Origin of the sequence: Mesobacillus selenatarsenatis SF-1 (assembly GCF_000813125.1) — a bacterium.
In the GTDB taxonomy this organism is placed as follows: Bacteria; Bacillota; Bacilli; order Bacillales; family Cytobacillaceae; genus Mesobacillus; species Mesobacillus selenatarsenatis.
In genome coordinates, this window is sequence record NZ_BASE01000054.1 from 22,636 (window position 1) to 42,918 (window position 20,283).

The 20,283-nt window shown below is 39.1% G+C and carries 21 protein-coding genes; 16 read left to right on the forward strand and 5 right to left on the reverse strand.

What is annotated here, in order from left to right; all coding sequences use genetic code 11:
* Nucleotides 1–7: 7 nt before the first annotated feature.
* The 9 genes from TY49_RS11450 to TY49_RS11490 all read left to right on the forward strand — a co-directional run bounded on the left by TY49_RS11450 (nt 8) and on the right by TY49_RS11490 (nt 10,385).
* Entirely contained in the window at nt 8–1,840 is a 1,833-nt protein-coding gene (locus TY49_RS11450; protein WP_041966045.1) for a ThiF family adenylyltransferase, read from the forward strand.
* The gene (locus TY49_RS11455; protein ID WP_052442167.1) at nt 1,837–2,349 is read left to right on the forward strand and encodes a Mov34/MPN/PAD-1 family protein; all 513 of its coding nucleotides are present in this window, start codon (nt 1,837–1,839) and stop codon (nt 2,347–2,349) included. The genes TY49_RS11450 and TY49_RS11455 overlap by 4 nt, the downstream gene beginning before the upstream one ends.
* Entirely contained in the window at nt 2,318–3,445 is a 1,128-nt protein-coding gene (locus TY49_RS11460; protein ID WP_041966046.1) for an SAVED domain-containing protein, read from the forward strand. The genes TY49_RS11455 and TY49_RS11460 overlap by 32 nt, the downstream gene beginning before the upstream one ends.
* Nucleotides 3,446–3,878: 433 nt before the next feature.
* A complete protein-coding gene (locus TY49_RS11465) occupies nt 3,879–5,000 on the forward strand; it encodes a DUF262 domain-containing protein (protein ID WP_052442168.1) in 1,122 nt (373 codons plus the stop codon).
* Complete coding sequence (locus TY49_RS11470) at nt 4,993–5,988, forward strand: hypothetical protein (protein ID WP_041966048.1); 996 nt, start codon at nt 4,993–4,995, stop codon at nt 5,986–5,988. Before TY49_RS11465 ends, TY49_RS11470 begins: the two co-directional genes overlap by 8 nt.
* 1,087 nt (nt 5,989–7,075) lie before the next feature.
* Nucleotides 7,076–8,017: a glycosyltransferase family 2 protein gene (locus tag TY49_RS11475; RefSeq protein WP_041966049.1), complete on the forward strand. Its 942-nt coding sequence runs from the start codon at nt 7,076–7,078 to the stop codon at nt 8,015–8,017.
* A complete protein-coding gene (locus tag TY49_RS11480; RefSeq protein WP_052442169.1) occupies nt 8,010–9,722 on the forward strand; it encodes a DUF6020 family protein in 1,713 nt (570 codons plus the stop codon). Before TY49_RS11475 ends, TY49_RS11480 begins: the two co-directional genes overlap by 8 nt.
* On the forward strand, nt 9,712–10,059 hold the full coding sequence (locus TY49_RS11485) for a DMT family transporter (RefSeq protein ID WP_041966050.1): 348 nt from the start codon (nt 9,712–9,714) through the stop codon (nt 10,057–10,059). Before TY49_RS11480 ends, TY49_RS11485 begins: the two co-directional genes overlap by 11 nt.
* Nucleotides 10,056–10,385, forward strand: coding sequence for an EamA family transporter (locus TY49_RS11490; protein WP_041966051.1), 330 nt, complete (start codon nt 10,056–10,058; stop codon nt 10,383–10,385). Before TY49_RS11485 ends, TY49_RS11490 begins: the two co-directional genes overlap by 4 nt.
* A 266-nt stretch (nt 10,386–10,651) precedes the next feature.
* Here the strand turns inward: TY49_RS11490 and TY49_RS11495 are convergent, their stop codons facing one another.
* Nucleotides 10,652–11,383 carry a YwaF family protein gene (locus TY49_RS11495; protein WP_041966052.1) on the reverse strand — a complete coding sequence of 244 codons (732 nt, stop codon included), beginning with the start codon at nt 11,381–11,383 and terminating at the stop codon, nt 10,652–10,654.
* A gap of 235 nt (nt 11,384–11,618) precedes the next feature.
* Between TY49_RS11495 and TY49_RS11500 the strand changes: the two genes are divergently transcribed.
* Entirely contained in the window at nt 11,619–12,533 is a 915-nt protein-coding gene (locus TY49_RS11500; protein ID WP_041966053.1) for an ABC transporter permease, read from the forward strand.
* A gap of 113 nt (nt 12,534–12,646) precedes the next feature.
* Nucleotides 12,647–13,210 (forward strand): FAD-dependent oxidoreductase, encoded by a 564-nt coding sequence (locus TY49_RS11505; protein ID WP_041966054.1) that lies wholly within the window; start codon nt 12,647–12,649, stop codon nt 13,208–13,210.
* Nucleotides 13,211–13,314: 104 nt separating this feature from the next.
* Here the strand turns inward: TY49_RS11505 and TY49_RS11510 are convergent, their stop codons facing one another.
* The 3 genes from TY49_RS11510 to TY49_RS23925 form a co-directional block, all read right to left on the reverse strand.
* Entirely contained in the window at nt 13,315–13,581 is a 267-nt protein-coding gene (locus TY49_RS11510; protein ID WP_041966055.1) for a DUF2188 domain-containing protein, read from the reverse strand.
* Between the two features lie 92 nt (nt 13,582–13,673).
* Nucleotides 13,674–14,021 carry a DUF6944 family repetitive protein gene (locus TY49_RS23920; RefSeq protein ID WP_198135614.1) on the reverse strand — a complete coding sequence of 116 codons (348 nt, stop codon included), beginning with the start codon at nt 14,019–14,021 and terminating at the stop codon, nt 13,674–13,676.
* Entirely contained in the window at nt 13,963–14,226 is a 264-nt protein-coding gene (locus TY49_RS23925) for a DUF6944 family repetitive protein (protein WP_052442171.1), read from the reverse strand. Before TY49_RS23925 ends, TY49_RS23920 begins: the two co-directional genes overlap by 59 nt.
* 184 nt (nt 14,227–14,410) lie before the next feature.
* Between TY49_RS23925 and TY49_RS11520 the strand changes: the two genes are divergently transcribed.
* The 4 genes from TY49_RS11520 to TY49_RS11535 all read left to right on the forward strand — a co-directional run bounded on the left by TY49_RS11520 (nt 14,411) and on the right by TY49_RS11535 (nt 18,797).
* Nucleotides 14,411–14,839, forward strand: coding sequence for a cell wall hydrolase (locus tag TY49_RS11520; RefSeq protein WP_041966163.1), 429 nt, complete (start codon nt 14,411–14,413; stop codon nt 14,837–14,839).
* A 152-nt stretch (nt 14,840–14,991) separates the two neighbouring features.
* On the forward strand, nt 14,992–15,447 hold the full coding sequence (locus TY49_RS11525; RefSeq protein ID WP_041966056.1) for a MarR family winged helix-turn-helix transcriptional regulator: 456 nt from the start codon (nt 14,992–14,994) through the stop codon (nt 15,445–15,447).
* A 2-nt stretch (nt 15,448–15,449) separates the two neighbouring features.
* Complete coding sequence (locus tag TY49_RS11530) at nt 15,450–18,563, forward strand: MMPL family transporter (protein ID WP_041966057.1); 3,114 nt, start codon at nt 15,450–15,452, stop codon at nt 18,561–18,563.
* A 54-nt stretch (nt 18,564–18,617) separates the two neighbouring features.
* Complete coding sequence (locus TY49_RS11535; protein WP_041966058.1) at nt 18,618–18,797, forward strand: hypothetical protein; 180 nt, start codon at nt 18,618–18,620, stop codon at nt 18,795–18,797.
* 83 nt (nt 18,798–18,880) lie between these two features.
* Here TY49_RS11535 and TY49_RS11540 read toward each other — a convergent pair whose 3' ends face one another.
* Entirely contained in the window at nt 18,881–19,513 is a 633-nt protein-coding gene (locus tag TY49_RS11540; RefSeq protein WP_084135454.1) for a DsbA family oxidoreductase, read from the reverse strand.
* A 214-nt stretch (nt 19,514–19,727) separates the two neighbouring features.
* Between TY49_RS11540 and TY49_RS11545 the strand changes: the two genes are divergently transcribed.
* A complete protein-coding gene (locus TY49_RS11545; RefSeq protein ID WP_041966059.1) occupies nt 19,728–20,270 on the forward strand; it encodes a GNAT family N-acetyltransferase in 543 nt (180 codons plus the stop codon).
* Nucleotides 20,271–20,283: the final 13 nt, after the last annotated feature.

Here is a 20,283-nt window from a genome sequence, read left to right on the forward strand (position 1 = left end):
CAAGGGGATGGAAATTCTAAACAGCTTGGAACAAGAACTGGAAGTTTTAGATCAGACCCTATTCCATAGATATGAAAGAATAGATGACATTGATCCAAAAGAATTTAGGGGCTGTAGGGTTGCTTATGATATCGAAGTAACCATTAATGGCAAGCAGGCGAAACTCCGGGTTGGAATTCCGCCTCGCTTTCCTGCAGAACTTCCGGACTTTTACGACATTGAAAATTTATTTGGATCGATACCGCATAAAGAATCGGATGGGTTCTTTTGCTATACCAGAAACGAATCTTTAATACTCGATGAACGGTTTCCAGGTTCTATTTTAGTTAACTGTCTGGAGAAAGTTTTGAAGCTTATTGAAGATGGGATAAACGGTATAAATCGTATAGATTTCTTTAAAGAATTTGAAGTTTATTGGAGAAGGCAGAAAGGCTGTGGAACCCTTTTTGGGAACATAAACACCGAACTGAATTATGTCAGACAACTTGATTTTTGGGTGGTCCCGGTGGAAGAGGGACTTGCAATGATTGCAATGGAGAAAGAAGAAGGGTTGACAAGGGTAGTTGAAAGTTTGTTTAAAGTAAATATTAAGGACGGGCACAAAGTACGCTGCATCTATTTACCCCTTGAAAGAGAGCCTTTATTACTTCCGCCTTTATACGGTGAATTATGGGATTTTAAGATGCTGAAAGAGGTAGTCTTATCTAACCTATCATCCGACAACTGGAAGCGGTTTCGGAAGATAACACGAAAAAGTATCCCGGGTGATGTTTCAGTGGGAGGGGAATGTGTTATTTTGGGTGTTCCTTTACCAGAAGGCGGCCATGTATTATTTGGTTCACTTATGACCCTCCCCAACAAAGGCAAACTGAGAGATAGGAAAGGAAGGCAGATGCCTGATCTTCAGATTCACCCATTTGTTCAGAAGCCGGCAGGAATAAAAAATTATCCTTTGAGTATCAAACGTTGGAACAAAGAACATCTCATCGAGCGAACTGGTGGCGAAGCTTCCATTATTGATAAACATGTTGTAATTGTCGGAACTGGTGCTGTTGGTGGTGAAATCACTGTAAGGATGGCAAAAGCAGGAGTGAAAAAGTTAACATTAATAGACAACGACACATATAGCCTTGAGAATATTCACCGCCACCCGCTCGGGAGCGAGCATGTGTATATAAAAAGTAAAAAAGGTATAGAGGTGAAAGACAAAGTCCACGCACTAATGGACGAATTGAATCGAAAGTACCCATTCACATCTGTTGAACCAATCCCCAAACGATGGGACAGAGTTGAAAAAGAAGGAAATATCGATTGGGAAACAGTCGATTTAGTGATTGTAGCCATAGGTAGCCCGAATATTGAAATGGGAATAAATCGTTTTCTCGCCTATAAAAATATTCCAACAATTTTCACTTGGGTAGAACCTCTTGGTATTGGTGGACACGCAATTGTTTCACATAACAACAATCGGAATGGCTGTTATCAATGTCTGTTTAAACCTGAAGAAGGGGATCCCTTGATGAACCGTTCTGCTTTTGCTAAACCGAACCAATCATTTACAAAGGCAATTACAGGATGTGGCTCTACTTTTGTTCCATACAGTTTCTTAGATAGTGAAAGGACAGCAATCCTTGCTACAGAAATCGCTATAAAAACCCTCATAGGCCAAGAAGAGGACAATCCCCTTTTATCATGGAAAGGAGACCAGAATTTATTTATAAAGAATGGGTTTCTTACAACCAGGAGATTCGACTTCTCAGCAGAGGAGCTTTTTGATAAGAGGTACCTGTATAAGGATCCTAATTGTCCTGTTTGTAGCGGAGGTAGAAAAATGTCATGAAAGAACTATTGTTTAATTTACCAGATGGCAGGACACTATTTATTCGTGAACCTGCCATTCAAAAAATGCTTGGATATCAACAGAGCAATGAGAATGATTGCGAAGCAGGCGGGATTCTGATCGGGAGGATTCTCATAGAAAACAATCATTTTATCATTGATGAGGTTTCGGAACCCTATCCAACGGATACAAGGAAGCGGCACAGATTTATCCGGTCTCAAAAAGGGCACCAGGAATATTTTAATGCTCTTTGGGAGGAATATGAGGGGCGCTGTTTTTATCTAGGAGAATGGCATACACATCCTGAAAAAGTGCCTCTCCCTTCTACAGTAGATCGGCGAGGCTGGAGGGAGAATCTAAGTTTACTCTACGAGACGGATTCGTTATTTTTTATTATTGTTGGAACTGAAAAGATAAAAGTCTGGTACGGTAAATGTGGAACAGGGGAAATTGCTTGTATGGAAGGCGGATGGGAAAATGAAAGAAAAACCTCGAAAAAAACCATCTAGAAGGTCACTGTCTCAAGCAGAACTTAATTATTTATGGATGGTTTCTGGAGGGTTATGCTCATTTGAGAAATGCAGGAAGCGCTTGGTCGCTTCTACAAACGGGGCATTAACAAATGTAGGCATTGTCGCTCATATTATCGGACATGCGGAAGGGTCAGCAAGGCATGAACATGCTAATATATATAATTTTGAGACACTCGAGGATGTCAGGAATCTTATGCTAATGTGCTATCATCATTCAAAACTGATAGATGATAAGCATACTAGAAATGAATTTCCTCCTGAAAGGTTGTTTCAAATGAAAAAAGATCATGAAGATTGGGTCCGTTCATGGTCTGGGAATAAGAAGAAGAAAAGCATAGCTTTGATACATAAAAAATTGGGTCCGCCTTTAACTGAGCTTACGTTCGAAGGCGGAGAAGCCCCTTTTATCATGATTGAGGCGGTAGAGGATCAGGAGGAGTTTGTTAATTATACGTATGAATCTTGGGAGAAGGCAAAGCGAAATAATGAAGCAATATACTCGAAATTTAAGAAGAAAGTAAGGGAAAGAGAGGCCAATGTAGCAGAGGTATTCCCTCTTTCACCTATACCGCTTCTCATTCATTTGGGTTTTCTTTTAACGGATACGGTTCCGTTAACTGTTTACCAATATGATCGGGTAAGGGAAGTTTGGGTTTCTGAATTCCAAAATCCGAAAGGAATAGAAAGAGTTCAGGTAGATAAGAGTTTTACTTCTAAAGGAAGCAATGAACTAGCTGTTGCTGTATCGGTTAGTGGGACGATTCATAAGAAAGATATGGAGGAATCGTTAGGAAAGCCTGTAGATTTTTTAAAAATTGGGATTCCGAGTCCTGGTGTAAAAAGGGTTCTCTACAAAGAAGATGTGAAAATCATTCAGGAAGTAATTAAAGATACTACTGAAGAAATTTTCCAAGCCAATGGGTATGAAAAAATTCACTTTTTTTATGCTGGTCCAGCTGGACTAGCAATAGAAATCGGACGGGGGATCAACCCTCGAATATGGAGTGAGGTGCTCCTATATGAATATGCTACAAGAAGCCAACCAAAATATCAATTTGCATTGAAAATATAAAAGAAAAGATGACTAAAAGTGTACGGAATATTAGAAGAATAGCTAAGTAAAGTAGAGCAGCGATTTAACTTTAAGTTTTAAAGGGAAGCAAGAAATTGTAACTTCCTTAAGGAATTATCTATTGCCTGTCAAGGTCAAATCCCTTATTGCGTTAACCGGGAATTAGAGAAACTTAATCTAAGTAAAGAAGCTGTTTCTTTGTATTTCCATTTATTCCTCAGTTTCAGGTGATTTTGTGAAAGAGTTGAAAAAATGATCCCTTACAACTAGGAATAACAAATATTAAAAATAATCGTTAGATTATTTGGAAATGCGTATTGATAAAGTTACCTCTATAGGAAGATAATTAAAGAAAAGTTAATAAAGTGGGGGGACTGCAACACTAGGTTCATTAATATTATTTTTAGAAAATCCATTAAAGGAGGAGTTTAAATTGGAAGAGATTTTTGATGTTTTCAATATAAAAGAAATATCAACAAATACTTCTTTTAACCGGGAGTATTTAGTCAATAAAGCATTGCATGGTGAGTATAACCTTCTTATTGATCAAGCGAGGTATCCTTTAGAAAACTTACCGCTTATTTTTGTTAATTACAATTTAAATCCAGAATATCAGAGAAAAAGAGTGTGGGATATTAAAAGAAAATCAAAATTAATAGAGAGTTGTTTGGTTAATGTTCCTATACCTCCCGTTTTTCTCTATGAGACAGACTATAATAAATATGAAGTAATGGATGGGCTCCAAAGAATTTCAACAATAATAAGTTTCTTTAATAATGAATTTAAGCTAGAGGGACTGGAATTGTGGAGTGAAATAAATGAATATACATATAGCGACTTACCTGAGGAGTTAAGAAATTTAATCCACAGACGCTATTTGTCTGCAATAATAATTTTAAAAGAATCGAACAAGGGAAAAGAAAGAGAGTTAGAGTTAAAACAATTTGTATTTGAAAGACTTAACACGGGGGGGATGGAATTATCTCCACAAGAAATTAGAAACGCACTACATCCTTCTCCTTTTAATAATATGGTAAATGAAATAGCCAACAATCAGATATTTAAATCTATGATAAAGAATACTGAGGATGAACTCATCCGCATGGAAGACAGAGAAATGATTCTTAGGTTTTTTGCATTCAAAAGTGCTATTAAGTGTAATTACAAAAGAGGAATTAAAGTAACCCTCGACAACTATCAAAATGTAGCAACAAATTTTGATGAAGACCAAGTTGAACAAGCATATGAATATTTTTTGAATGTTATTGAAAACGTGCATGCTATATACGGAGATAAGGCATTCATCAAGAGTAATAAAGGTAAGTTCGAAAAAATGGTATACGATACTGTAATGCAATCAGTGTCTAAATTATTAGATGAAGGTTATGATTTGGGGGTGCTTCGTCGGAAGGGTGCTATAAATGCAACTAAAAAATATGGTCTATTTAAAAAAAATAAGGACCAATTTAACGGAAAATATACAGCTTTGGTAAATGTAAAAGCAAGGATAGACATATTTTATAATTTTTTAATTGAGGAATTATCTAATGAGTAAGAAAGTTGCTTTTGAGACATTGGATGAATTACTAAAAACATTAGAACTTAAACGGAAATATCCATCAAAAAGATTGGAAAAAATATTAATTAGAAACTACATTTTATCACTCTATACAATTTGGGAAACATATGCTAAAAATAAGATTTATGACACTTATTCAGACTTCGAGTATATATTGCATACAGAGGAATTTATAAAAAGATATTTAAAGAAAAGTTTTGGTAAATCATATCTTTCTAAGGAATTTTTAAAAGATATAAAAGATACAAAAGTAAAGAAAGAAATTTTATGTCAATCTAATAATCTTAATTGGACTGAATTTGCAGAGTTATTTTCTATTGTAGGTCTTGATATTAATCCGCTGGTTTCATTAATCGATGATTCCGAAGAAATTGAGAAAATAGTTAACTTATTAAAAAGTTCTGGCCTCATTCCTGTTCATACAAATATTTCAACTAGACTTTCAGGATCTGTAAGTGGCTATTTTCAACTTGTTGTAGATTTAAGAAATACAATATCACATACGTATAAGATGGAAATTGGTGAACAGTTAAATTCAAAACAGATGACACTACTTATTCATTTATTTAAGTGTACGATTAACTTAATTGAGAAACATATCGAGACTGAGATTTCAAAAAAATACATAGAGAGTTCAAACTTAAGGCCTGTTATTTCGGTTACAAACGTTATTAGAGGTTGTAATGCTTCCGGGAACCAGGAGGCTATAATTGAGATTAATGTTCTTGACCAAACAATTGACCAAGCTACAAAAAAACTAGTGATAAAAAGTGCAACAAATAGTGGCTATTGTAACATATCTGGAATAAGAATCGGTAATTTCAATCTTAATAAGATACCACTGAATAAAACTTGTACTTTAACAGTAACATCCACAATGAAAATTCGTAATGGATATCAGTATGAGTTATGTATGGGACCACATAAGAGTACAAGAAGTCAAAATATTATTCAATACGCGTAAAAATTCTACTCAGAGGCTATAACTATATTTTTTTATTTGGTGTCATTTAAAGAAAAAGCAACACAAAAAAGATAAGTTTCTTTCAGTTCGTAACTATTCCACCATTAAGGATTACTTTGAGCAATTTCCTAGTGGAAGATAATTCAAGTTAGAACTATGCAACTTGTGTCGACGGAGAAAATGGAATAAATGGAACCTTTGTTGAGGATCCTCCAAAATAAATCAAAAGCTTGCCTAAGTCAAAAAAATAAAGTAAAAAAATGCCTTGTAGAACCAAAAACAAGAAAAATATATATAATTTTGTTTTTGGGTTACCCAAATAAGCTTTTAAAGATATGCCATCACCTTTAGAAGTTCCGCCATATCAAGGGTTGGAAGGTAATTGATTTATTCCTTGGCAATCTTTTAGTTTAAGTCACATTTTTTATGTGACTTAAAGCATAAACTTTCCGATTGGGAAGCTTATGCTTTATTTTATTTCAGGATATTTTAATGCTATATTTTATAAATTTAATAAAAGTATGGTGCTTTTATTGGAGTTAATCTGAGTCCTTTAGGGATACATATTTGTTTTACGATAAAAGTTTATGTCGATAATTTAACATAAAGGAAGGCTGCTTCCGTAATGATTGTTGTTAGTATCATAAAGCGGTTTAAATAACGTAATATAAAGCCATTTTGTAGGTCGGTATTAAGTTTGAATGCTCTTTCCTCATTTCAGGAGTCTACTTTGCGAAGAAAAAATAGTTCATTTTCTTCTATTATGTAGTCATTAGCAACAAAGTTTGAGAAAAGTGCCTAAAGAAAATATCCCAAAAATATGCTTCACTTTGTGAATGGAATGCTTTACGTGATAAACTAATATTAAGTATAAATTTACAAAAGTTAACATAGGGGAATTCAGGTTTATTTTAAAAAGAAAGTTTGGCCCCTTGTTGTTCTCCACAGCGAATTTCTAAGAAGAGTAACTTTCAGACAGGACGGTTACTCTTTTTTCCTTACACTAAAATAAGTTTACATTTTATAAACAATATGTATACTAAAATAGGATTTGGTGAATTTTTAAAGAAGGGCAACGGGTGGTTTTATGAAAGTAGCGGTTTTATTACCTTGTTACAATGAAGAAAAAACAATTGGTAAAGTCATTGATGATTTCCGAAAAGAGTTACCTCATACTGATATATATGTTTATGATAACAATTCAACAGATCGTACCTTTGAAGTTGCTACCGAACATGGTGCTATTGTAAGAAGGGAACCTTTACAAGGTAAAGGGAATGTTGTGAGATCCATGTTCAGAGAAATTGATGCCGATTATTATATTATGGTGGATGGAGACGATACCTACCCTGCCGAATTTATTCATGAGATATTAAAACCTCTTCAATCAGGAGAGGCGAATATGGTCATCGGTGACAGGCTATCAAACCAAACATATTATAAGGAAAATAAACGTAACTTCCATGGTTTAGGAAATAACCTTGTAAAAGGATTAATAAATAAATTATATGGTAGTAAATTATCTGATATTATGACTGGATACCGCGGATTCGACCGCTTGTTTGTTAAGTCCATGCCAGTTTTAAGTCCTGGCTTTGAGATAGAAACTGAAATGAGTATACATGCACTGGATAAACGATTTAAAATTAAAGAGATTCCAATTGATTATAGGGACCGACCAGAAGGCAGTGAATCAAAACTAAATACATTTTCAGATGGCTATAAAGTTTTGAAAATGATCTTTATTTTATTTAAAGATTATAAGCCATTTCTATTTTTTTTAATTTGGGCATTAATTTTTCTGGTTTTTGGGTTGCTTGTGGGAACACCAGTTATTTATGAGTTCTTGAAAACTCATTATATAACAAAAGTTCCTTCGGCTATTTTAGCAGTAGGCTTAGTTATTTTATCTATGCTTTCTTTTAGTTGTGGATTAATACTAGATACAGTTGCTTCAGTAAACAAAAAGCAATATGAGTTAGAATTAAATAAAATTTATAGTAAATTGGTGAAGAATAGTGATGAATAATCAAACAAGGTTTCTAGTTACTATTTTTCTTTCTGCTTTGGCTAGTTTAGGTTTAGGTTATTTTTTTGACGTAAAGGAATGGATACTCTACGTGTTCATTTTCTTAGTCGGAGTTATAGCTATTCATTTTGTAAACAAAAATCTATCTACGTATACGATAGGAAATTATATAATAATATCCCTATTTTCCATTTTTCTATTAGTTAGCACAAAAGGAGAACAATTACTTCTACAAGGTAATCATTTTATTCTATATCTCCTTGTCTTTCTATTGGGGTTTATTTATGTAAACTTCATATTATTGGCCATTTTAACCATTGTTTTAAGGTATAAAGTCGAAAGTAAGGAGCTGGAAATCAGTAAATTCAGAATCCTAATCTATGGATTGCCAACTATTTTAATTGCTCCGCTCTATTTAATTGCGTTTTTTCCTGGGGTTTTAACACCTGACTCTTTTGCGCAATGGGGGCAAGCACATGGGGCGCCTTATAATAACTGGCATCCCCTCATGTATACTCTCCTTATTGAAACGTTAATACAAATTATTGATTCACCTGCTATAGTGGCTGGATTTCAAATACTTTTAATGGTGCTGATCTTTGGCTATTGTCTATATCGTTTTGAGTTACGAGGGGTTCCACGGAAAATCTTATATATAGTAGCTATAGTTTTAGCCCTGCTACCTATGAACGGAATCTACTCAGTTACCGTTTGGAAGGATATTCTTTATAACTTGTTTCTTTTGTTATTTACTATGAACATTATTGAGATGGTCCTTTCGAAAGGAAGATGGATCAGTAAAAGTGGAAATATTAGTGTTTTTATTTTCTCTTCATTAGGCTTAATTTTCTTCAGACATAACGGATTCCCGGTGTTTCTAGTGTTTTCTATGTTTTTATTTCTAGCTTATTGGAGACAGTGGAAACAATTATTACCTATTACACTTAGTATTGTTATTGTTCATTCTATATACACTGGGCCGATTTTTGAAGCGTTGAAGGTAAGGGATTCGGATCCTAATGAGCTGTTGAGTATTCCATCTCAACAGCTAGCTAACGTCATTGTCCATGATGGTATAATGACAGAGGGTCAAAAGAATTACATAAATGAAATCTTTCCTTTAGCTATGTGGAAGGAGTATTACCACCCATATACATCAGATCCTATAAAGTTTTCCGATGAATACAATCGTGAAGCGATATTCCCTAATCGATTTAATGAATATTTAAAGGTTTGGTGGAGTGTTAGCCTGCAAAATCCAACCCTAGTTATAGACGCCTTTGTAAAGCAAACATCTATTGTATGGCAGATAAATGAGCCAGAAGGTCTTGGACAACAATCAACCTATGTAACATATATTCATGAGAATAAATATGGAATTGAACGAATAACAGTAAGTGAAAATATTCGGAACATGATGACCGAATATCTTGAGGTTTCAAAAACAGAAGGAGTAGTAAAAATGGTCATTTGGAGACCTGCACTTCATATGTTTATCGCTTTATATTTTGGATATATCGCGTATCTCAGGTTTGGGATGAAATCTCTATTGGTTCTATTACCTTTCATGCTAAATATCATGAGTATATTTGTTGCTGTTCCAGCTCAGAGTTATCGTTATTTGTATGGGACCACGTTAGTCATGGTCATAATCATCTTGTATAGTTTTCTATCCGAGAAGGAGAAAAGTAAGAATGTTAGCTAATCTTTCTGCCTTCAAAAATAATCAAAAAGGTATAATATTCATGATACTGGCAGCAGTTTGTACATCAACTGGTCAGCTATTTTGGAAAGTCTCAGAAGGACAACTTAGTTGGTCCTTATTTTTAGGGCTTGTATTATATGGCCTAGGTGCCATTACCATGATGGTTGCCTTTCGTTATGGAAAACTGTCTGTCCTTCATCCGCTAATGAGTATAAGTTATGTACTGGCTATCTTACTTGGACAATGGTTCCTTCAGGAAGCGCTATCCTTAATCAATTATGTGGGAATACTATTCATAATATTTGGATCAATTATTATGGGTGGAGAAACAGAATGATTACACCATTTTTAATGATTGTTCTCATGACTATTCTTGGTGCACTTGGGGGATTTTGTTTTAAGCTAGCTACTGCGGGGCAAAAGTTAATTAGTACTAAATTTGTAGTTATGTTTAGCCTAGGTGGGTTGTTGTATCTAACAGCAGCGATTATAAATATATATGTACTAAAATTACTTCCCTATACAGTTGTTTTTCCTTTAACGTCAATCACGTATATTTGGACGTTAATCATTTCTTCTAAATGGTTAGATGAAAAGGTGACTAAGAAAAAAATGATTGGCGTATTATCGATTCTTCTTGGGGCTTACCTTCTTGTCCTGTAAAATGAAGTTCTGATGGGATAGATTGGAAATGAACAAGTATAATGATAAATCATAAATTTTCTTATGTTTCCTAAAGTATGATAATACCTATTATTTTCAAAAGTATTTTTATTTTATATGTAATAAATGCCCGTTTATTAGCTGAAAAGTAGTAATTAAAGCCTTGGGTATTTAGGGTTGGAAACTTTATGCTTTGTTCTTTGAAAATAAATTTGTTTACGTCACGTTTTATAGGAAAAAAAGCATAAGATTGCCAAATGGCAGGCTTATGCTTTTTTTAATTTTTTCATTCTGTTAGACACCCAGAACGGCAAATACAAAATAAAGAATGTAACAAGCGCAATGGCTTCTAATGAAAGGATATACCATGGCCATGGTCCGAGATAGTCAATCAGCGACGGGTTGACTGGTTTTTCGGAAATGTACATATAGTTGCCTTCGATCAAAAAGTTGACGATGAAGACGATGAGTGTATAGACGTTCAGCCAGAGAAATGCTTTCCAGATGGATTTCCCGGTCGGCCTGTATCCAGCCACAAACACCATGAACAGGTTGGCAAACACCGTCCCTCCATGGGATATGAAGAAATGGACATAGCGGTAGTGGGGGAAGGTGTACAGGCTGATGTCTGGCGTGATCATTGCCTGCAGCGCGCTGCCGACTCCGACAAAATAGGTGAATTCAAATAATCTATAACTTTTAGTTAAAAGTAGAATGGCGGATAGGATGAGTGAAATACTGCTCAGATGAAGGGGGAGTGAATATTGGTAGCTCCAATTGCCGCTCCACCAAAGCCATGCTTGCAGGCTAATTTCAGAAATGATCAAAACAAGAAATAATCCAACTCGTGTAATACGGTTGATACTTGGATTTTTCAGCTCTTTGCGAAGCAAGAATAGCATGATGATAATAAACAGGAAAGCCGCGAGCGTAAACAGGTGAACACTGGAAAATAGCTGAAAGACATTTTCTGTACCTGGCTCAAATAGTTCTCTCATAAGCCCTCCTCCAATCGTTTAATAGTTCAATTTTTCCAAATCATACTCTTAATTTAACATATTCTCAGCTGGCATATATATGGTTAGAAAAACACTCTAATAATTTAGTATATGAAAATATGTATTTCATCAGTAAAATAAAGGTAACGAAAAAAGAATCTGGAACAGCCAGTGGATGCTGACTAGTTCCAAATTCTTCATCATCAAAAACAGCTGATGTTTGAGAGGGTTTACCATGAAAGTATTGATTTTTTCCTTTAAAAGAATCATGATCGCCATTCCTAGTTTGCTGCTGACCTCCATGGTTGTCTTCTTTTTGTTCATGATGATGCCAAGGGTGATGGGGACGGACTATGACCTTGCAATTCTATGGGTGGAATATAAAAAGTGGATTGTCAGTTTTCTGACGGGCGATCTGGGGATGTCGTCGTATTATCGTGTGCCCGTTTCGATGATTCTCCGGGAAAAAATGACCAATACCCTTGTTCTCGGAATTGTATCCTTGCTGATTACCTATGTGCTGTCTTTTTTCATGGGGAGGTACGCTGGCCGGAACCCTAATACAATGGGAGACAGGCTGATCAGTGGGTTGAATTATACTGGACTTTCCCTGCCGTTGATTGTTGTTTCCGTTTACTCGATCTATTTCTTTTCGTTCGAGCTGAACTGGTTTCCTTCCAATGGCTCAGTCGATATCACTGTGCCTGAAGGGACATGGGAATATTGGCTGGACAGGGTTCATCATCTCATTTTGCCGGCAACTGTATTGGGGATTGTCGGGACAGCTACATACACACAATTTCTGAGAGATGATATCGTGGAAAACAGTCGAAAGGAATTTGTCAGAACGGCAAAATCCATTGGGCTATCGGAAAAGAGAATTTACAATGTCCATATCTTAAAAAATTCCCTGATTCCAATCGTCACCTTTCTGGGAATTGATTTAGTCAACATCGTGAATGGTGCAATCATTGTTGAAACAATTTTTACTTATCCAGGCATCGGCCAGCTGTTCATCAAGTCGATTAACATGCGGGATCACGCGATGGTAATGAATCTGACGATGATGTTCTCCACCATCATGATCATTGGAAATATGATCTCCGATATCCTCTACGGTATGGTTGACCCGCGAATTAAGCTGGAGTAGCTCATCCAATTGGGTTAGTTTTTTTGTGATAAAACTCCTAGTTTTAAAACTTTCGTTTATAGAAGGATATCTGATATGATTATAATGAAATAGAGAAAAGGAGGAATTTTCCTATGTATGATGTAGCAATTATTGGAGCAGGCCCTGCAGGCGGAAGCGCAGCGATTTTCGCAGCAAAGGCTGGCAAGAAAACAGTCGTGCTGGACAACAATAAAAGTGTAACGAAGCGTGCCTGGATGGAGAACCACTACGGAGCTCCTGAAATCGCAGGTCCTGACCTAGTAGAAACTGGCATCAAGCAGGCGAAAAAATTTGGTGCTGAGTTCGTTGAAACAACAGTGACTTCTGTCAGCAAAACAGACAGCGGCGTTAAAGTCGTAACGGAAAGCGGCGAGTATGAAGCAAAGCATGTCATCATCGCGTCAGGCATGATGACGGATGTAGCTGAAGCATCAGGTCTTGCAACAAAGGATGGCACAGAGCCAAGAATCAAGACAATTTTTGATGTCGATGCTGCTGGTAAAACAAATGTTGAAGGCGTTTGGGCTGCAGGCACATGCGCAGGCGTAAGCATGCACACAATCATCACAGCTGGAGACGGTGCGAAGGTTGCCATCAACGTCATCAGTGAACTGAACGGTGAGCGTTATGTCGATCATGATGTTTTAAAAGCTTAATTGTAAAAAGCCTTGCAGCAATCTGCAAGGCTTCGCTTATTTTAATAGGTTGTTAGAGATATTTGCCATTTGAGTAGATTATGGCGTCCTGCTTAAAATGTCCGCTAATTGTTATATTTAAACTGGTCCTCGATTCTTCCATCCTTATCGTGGATGTAAGCCATCGTGCCAGCATCTTCAGCCATTCGTTTTGCTTCACTCACAGCCTCAGATCTTGAGTCAGTAGTAAGCTCTGGGTCATCCTGGCCTTCCTTCTTTACAGCCCAACCCTTTTCGTCATGAGGCACAGCATGGAATCGTGCATCAACTGTACCGGCACGGTCCTTGAAATATTCCTCACGTTCCATTCCATTTTCCTGATTCTTTGCCATGTAAAAATACCTCCTCGAATGCTGGATTACCTAATAAAGGTATTATAAATTTACCCAGGCTATTTTTAAGGAAACAAGAATATTTCTGCTTTTCACCCAGTTTCATCCATATAATCTATTGTGGAACCAACTGCCTCAATAATGGAGCCTGTAGCCTGAATCCAGCTCCCGGCTGTATTGATATTTTTCCCTTCCCCGCCTTGAAGCTCAATGATGCCTGAGATCGCTTGCATTGAATTCCCGATGATTTGAAGCAGGCTTCCGTATAAATGGTAGAGTGACTCAACGGAATGATCATTTGCTAAAGTATCTTTAAGGACGGCGCTGCCTCCTAGTGCCTGCATCAGATTACCTTTGATATCCAGCACCTGTTCCGTTTCTTCATTCACAGGAAGAAGAATGCCCGCAACCACCGTAATATTCCCTGCCGACTGGATCATGTTTTCCAATCTTCTCCATTGTAAAATAGAGCTCACTGTCTGCAATCAGTGCATTACCCAAAGCCTGAAGCTCGTTTCCCCACAGGTTAAAGCTGGTCAGCTGGCCTTCGGTAAAATTCTTCAAAGGGGTGCTTCCAATTGCCGCAAGAGTGGTTCCGGATGCCTGAATCCACGCGCCAAAAAGTTCCTTCCGCTCATTTTCCATGATTATCGCCGCCTTCGTCCTGATATCATCTTATACGTGCAAAGGGGATTTGTTATGGACTATGAACAAGAAATCCGTATAGCCCAAGCTCTTGAATAATAGGAATAGAAGTGAAGGAGTGTAGCCCTGGAACCAGGTGGGTTATATACCTATGAACGGAGAATCCGATGGTGGAGGTTATGCCATGGCAGTAGTAAAGCATACGGAGGCTGATGTCGATCTGCTGGCGCGATTGTTACGAGCGGAGGCTGAGGCTGAGGGGCAACAGGGAATGCTGATGGTGGGAAACGTAGGGATTAACAGGATACGTGCGAACTGTTCGGATTTTGAGGGGTTAAGGACGGTTCCGCAGATGATTTATCAGGAACATGCTTTTGAAGCAACACAAAAGGGATATTTTTATCAGCGGGCAAGAGAGTCTGAAAAAAGACTTGCGAGGCGTGCACTTAAGGGAGAAAGACTATGGCCGTCAAAATTTAGCCTCTGGTATTTCCGTCCGCCAGGGGATTGTCCGCCAACATGGTACAATCAGCCGCATGTCGGCCGATTTAAGCTTCACTGCTTTTATGAGCCAACAGGTGAAGAGTGTGCGAATATTTATAACACCTTTTAAATAGCTGGACTGTCTGGTTTTGAACCTGGCAGTCTTTTTTTGTTTCCATATTGACATAGGAAGTGGTTAGGATTAAAGTTAAAAAGGTTAATAGTTAAACAGTTGAACAGTTAAACAATGGAATAAGTTTTAGACGGGGTGAATATATAAACATGTGTGATAAATCGATCAAGGATTTAGTTGACCATTATATCCATGTTTCTTTCTCGGTCAACAAGATTGCCGAGGGGATGATCAAGGAAGAAATAAGTTCTGATCTGACCAATGACCAGCACTATACACTGCGTTATATCAATAAAGTCGGCACTTGTACGTCCTCCGAGCTGGCAGAAGTATTCGATGTCAAAAAAAGTGCAATCACAGCGATTATTACACGGTTATGGGAAAAAGGGCTGATACTAAGGACACGAGATGAAAATGACAGACGTCTCGTGCACCTGTCTTTGACTGAAGAGGGAGATGAATTATTCCGGAAGACGGAGGAGCGAATCCAGGCATTGGTAGGATCGTTTATAGAAAAGTTTGATCAAGATGAAATCGTCCAGTTCCTCAAGACTTACGACAAACTGAATGAAATTTTAACAGATAGAAAGAGCAGGGTGGAATAAAAGTGAACTTTATCATTAAACAGAAATGGTTTGTTATCTTTGCTTGGATTTTGGTTGCTGCTGGCCTGTTCATGGCTGCGCCGAACATGGCTGAACTTGTCAGAGAAAAGGGGCAGATTACTGTACCTGACGAGTACTCGTCAACTTTGGCTGGTAAAATAATGGATGACGTAAGAAAACAAGAAGGCGGAGGGGATGATACCCAGGTCGCACTTGTTTTCCATAGTGAAAAGAAATTGACACCGAAGGAAATCGAAGAAGCGGAGAAGGCGATTTCCGAGCTTGAAAAAAACAGCGAAGAAATCGGGATCACCGATATCCTGACACACTTTAATGAAGAGAGTTTGAAGGATCAGCTCGTCTCCGACGATGGGAAATCGATCCTGACCTCAGTCACGGTAAACTGGAACGACCGCGAACCAGGCGAGGTCAGCAAGCTGCTCTATGAAACTATTGAGGATGTTAAAGTGGACCACTACTACACAAGTCAATGGCTAATCAACGAGGATTTGATGAACAGCTCTGAAGAAGGGTTGAAAAAGACTGAGGGAATCACGGTCGTCTTTATTCTTGTCGTGCTTTTGCTCGTATTCAGATCAGTTGTCGCACCTGTCATTCCGTTGTTAACAGTCGGGATGTCCTATCTTGTTTCACAATCAATCGTAGCAATGCTTGTTGATCGGTTCGATTTCCCGCTTTCGAACTATACGCAGATTTTCCTTGTTGCTGTATTATTTGGGATTGGAACGGATTACTGTATTTTGCTCCTCAGCCGATTTAAAGAAGAGATGGCGCATAACGAAAGCGTGCCGGCTGCGATTGTCGCAACATACAAGAATGCGGGACGTACAGTATTTTTTAGCGGTGTAGCTGTTATGATTGGGTTTGCCGCTATTGGGTTCTCGCAATTCATTCTCTACCAGTCTGCTGCAGCCGTAGCGATAGGTGTCGCGATGCTTTTGCTTGGATTATTCACTATTGTCCCATTTTTTATGGCGGTATTAGGACATAAGATATTCTGGCCTTCTAAACAAAGCGCCGAACATGGTGAAAGCAAGCTATGGGGAACGGTCGGCAGCTTTTCACTCGCCCGTCCATTCCTCAGCCTCCTGATTGTAGCCGCGGTATGCGTTCCGTTCCTGTTCGCCTACGATGGGGAGTTAAGCTATAACTCACTGGATGAAATCAGCGGCGATGTAAACTCAATCAAGGCCTTTAACGCCATTGCTGACAGTTTTGGCCCTGGTGAATCGATGCCGACACAGGTCATCCTGAAAAATGACGAAAGAATGGATTCAGCTGAATACATCGAGCTGGCTGAGAAAATCAGCTCCGAATTGGAAAAGGTCAATCTCGTTGATACAGTTCGCTCGGTCACCAGACCAACTGGTGAACCGATTGAAGACTTCTTTGTGTCGAAGCAAGCAGAGACCCTGGGTTCAGGCATTGGTGAAGGAAAAGAAGGCCTGGATAAAATCAGTGAAGGCCTTCAGGAAGCAGAAACTGAGCTGTCTAAATCAGCTCCAGAATTGGAAGGTGCTGCTGACGGTATCAACCAGTTAATTAATGGCACAACCGAAATCAAGTCAGGCCTTGGTGAAATCCAGAACAACCTGGTAAAAATCGAAAATGGTATCCGCCAGGGTTCTTCCGGATCTGATCAGATTCAGGCTGGGTTAGCCGAAGCTAAGGCTGGAGCGGAGGCGTTGCTGGCGGGGTATAAACAGCTTCAGTCTAAATATGTTGAGATGCAGACTGGTTTGGCACAGCTTGAAGGTGGATATCAGCGAATAGGTGATGGGCTTTCTGGATTATCTGCAGGTATATCACAGACACAGCAAACATTATTCAGTCACATTGAAAGTGAATACGGGGCAGACGATGACACATATAAAACCCTTAAAACTAATCTCTTAGGTATGCAGAATCAATTAGCTCAAACATCTGCTGGACTGGATCAGCTGAATGACGGTCTCTCCCAGCTAACCGGCGGCATGGCCCAAGCAAATGAAGCCTTTGCCGGAGCGCTTGCACAGCAAGCTAATTTCGGACCTGGACTTCAGCAGCTCATCGACGGAATCGAGCAGCAACAGGCGGGATTGAATCAGCTCGCTGACGGGCAGGGGCAGATTGTTGCTAACTTCCCTAAGTTATCGGATGGATTGACTGGTATCAATGCCGGCCAGCAACAGCTGCTTGCCGGATTTGGCGGTCTGGGAGGCCAGTTGGACCAGCTTACAGACGGTCTTGGACAGAGTACCGATGGCTTGAACCAGGTATCTGAAGGTCTTGGCTCTGCGCAGGAATATCTGGCTGGACTGGCTAAATCGGATTCCAACAGCTTCTATTTGCCAGCTGATGTTCTTGAGAGTGAAGAATTCACCCGGGTATTTGATGTTTATATGTCAAACGACCGTAAAGTCATGACGATGGACGTCATTTTCGAAGCAAATCCTTATTCAAACGAAGCAATGGCTCAGGTGGCTGAAATCGAGGAAGCAGTCGAGCGTGCGACGAAAGGTACGAAACTTGAGAACGCAGATGTAGCAATCGGTGGCATAACGAGTACGAACGCAGACCTTGATACAATGTCCGGACAGGATTACTCACGTACGGTCATCTTGATGCTGCTAGGGATCGGAATCATTCTGGTATTCCTGTTCCGTTCGATCATCATGCCAATCTACATCATAGGCTCGCTGATTTTAACCTATTATACGGCAATGGCTGTCAACGAGGTTATCTATGTTGATATCCTTGGTTACTCAGGCATCAGCTGGGCAGTACCGTTCTTTGCCTTTGTTATCCTTGTTGCCCTAGGTGTAGACTACAGCATCTTCTTGATGGACCGTTTCAATGAATATAAGAATCTATCAATCTCTGAAGCGATGCTGCTGTCGATGAAAAAGATGGGAACAGTCATCATTTCGGCAGCCATCATCCTAGGTGGAACATTCGCGGCTATGATGCCCTCGGGAATGATGTCCTTGCTGCAAATCGCATCAATCCTCCTAGTAGGATTGTTCTTATACGCCTTTATCATGCTGCCGCTTTTCATTCCGGTACTGGTGAAGAACTTTGGTGAAGCAAACTGGTGGCCGTTTAAAAGAGTGTAGTAAGAAAAGCGTAAGCGCATTGGTCAGTCCCGACAAGCGCTGGAGGACCGACCAGTGAAGTCGTTCTTTGACTTCATTGGGCGGACCGAAAATGAAATGTATAGCCGACTGTCCAGAAACGCAGAAACTGGAGACTTCGACAAAGAAGCGCTTTTTGCTTCTGCCGGCGAAGTTGAAGTTTCGGAGTTTCTAGGAGGCGAAACTAGACATGCGACTCTAGGGGCTAGGCGCTGAAGCTGGACAAGTGGCGAAGTGAATTTTATACATTTAAATATTTTAAAAAGAGGCAGACCACTTTGTGGCTGCCTTTTCTGCTATTAACATCCATCCACTCCACATGATAATCCACCATCGGAGCCTTCCATTTCTGAGTTGATTATTTGTTCCAGTGCTTCTTTGGATCTCATCCCTGGAACGAGCCTGTCGCCAATGATAAAGGTTGGTACAGCGGTTATATCAACCTCGTTATAGGCGTGGTTAAGAGCCTGCTGATGTGCTTCTTTATATTTCCTTGTTTCAAGAGCATCACGGTACTCTATTTTATCCAGTCCAATCTCTTCAGCAAGCATAGTCAATATCTCAATACTCCCAATATCCAGCCCCCTCTGGAAAAAAGCCCTTAGCATATGGTCATTGTACTCATTTCCTTTTCCTTTCTCCTTGGCATACTGATAGCCCTCGAAGGCCAGATGAGTATATGGCTGGGGAGACACATCCGGAAGTACAATATCGATACCCATACGTTCAGCAATAGGGTAAACCGATTGCCTCCACGTGCTTTGCAGATAATGTTCTTCCGGCTTAAGCGTTTTGTTCGGATAAGGCCTTAATTCAAAAGGCATCCATTCAAGTTGAATATCCTTTCTTTTTATCGCCTCCATTAGCGGAAACTCCGCCAAAAAACAGAAGGGTCAAACGTAATCAGAATAGATTTTAATAGTTAATGTCATGGGAACCTCCTGTAAACTTGTTATCTTTAGATTTTGATTGGATTATACCTTTATGCGCAGGAGATAAACTTTCAGGAAAAATTTTCATTGCCTATAATCCCGTGAAACCATAAGATGGAAATATCAAACTTTAAGGGGATAGAATATTGCGTACATATAACTTGTTTTTTTAGATGAAGAGGTGAACTTAATACTAGAATAGGAGAAAAAAATAATGACAACAAATCTTTTTCGTGGACAAACGCTAAAGCTCACAGCTAAAAGGGAAGGGGATACAGAAATCATCGCTTCCTGGGATGAAGACCCGGAGTACCTGAGGAATGTTGACACGGATATTGCGATACCGCGCCCGGTGGAACATTTTGAAGGCGAGGGGGATCCTGGTTCGAACAGCTTTTACTTCCGCTTACGGACGATAGAGGATGACAGGCTGATTGGATTTATCGTCATCCACAGCATCGAATGGAATAACAGGGCTGGAATGCTTGCGATGGGCATCGGCAACGCCAATGATCGGGGAAAAGGATACGGGTCCGAAGCGTTGCAGCTCATCCTTCGCTATGCATTTCATGAGCTAAACCTGCACCGTGTCGGCCTGGACGTCATCGAATATAATGAGCGGGGGATACGTGCCTATCAAAAAGCCGGTTTTCAAATTGAAGGAAGGAGCAGACAAGCAGTCCATCGTGATGGCAAAATTTACGATCGAATCAATATGGGAATCCTGCGGTCGGAGTGGGAAGAAATCTTTCAATAAAAAATAAAGGACC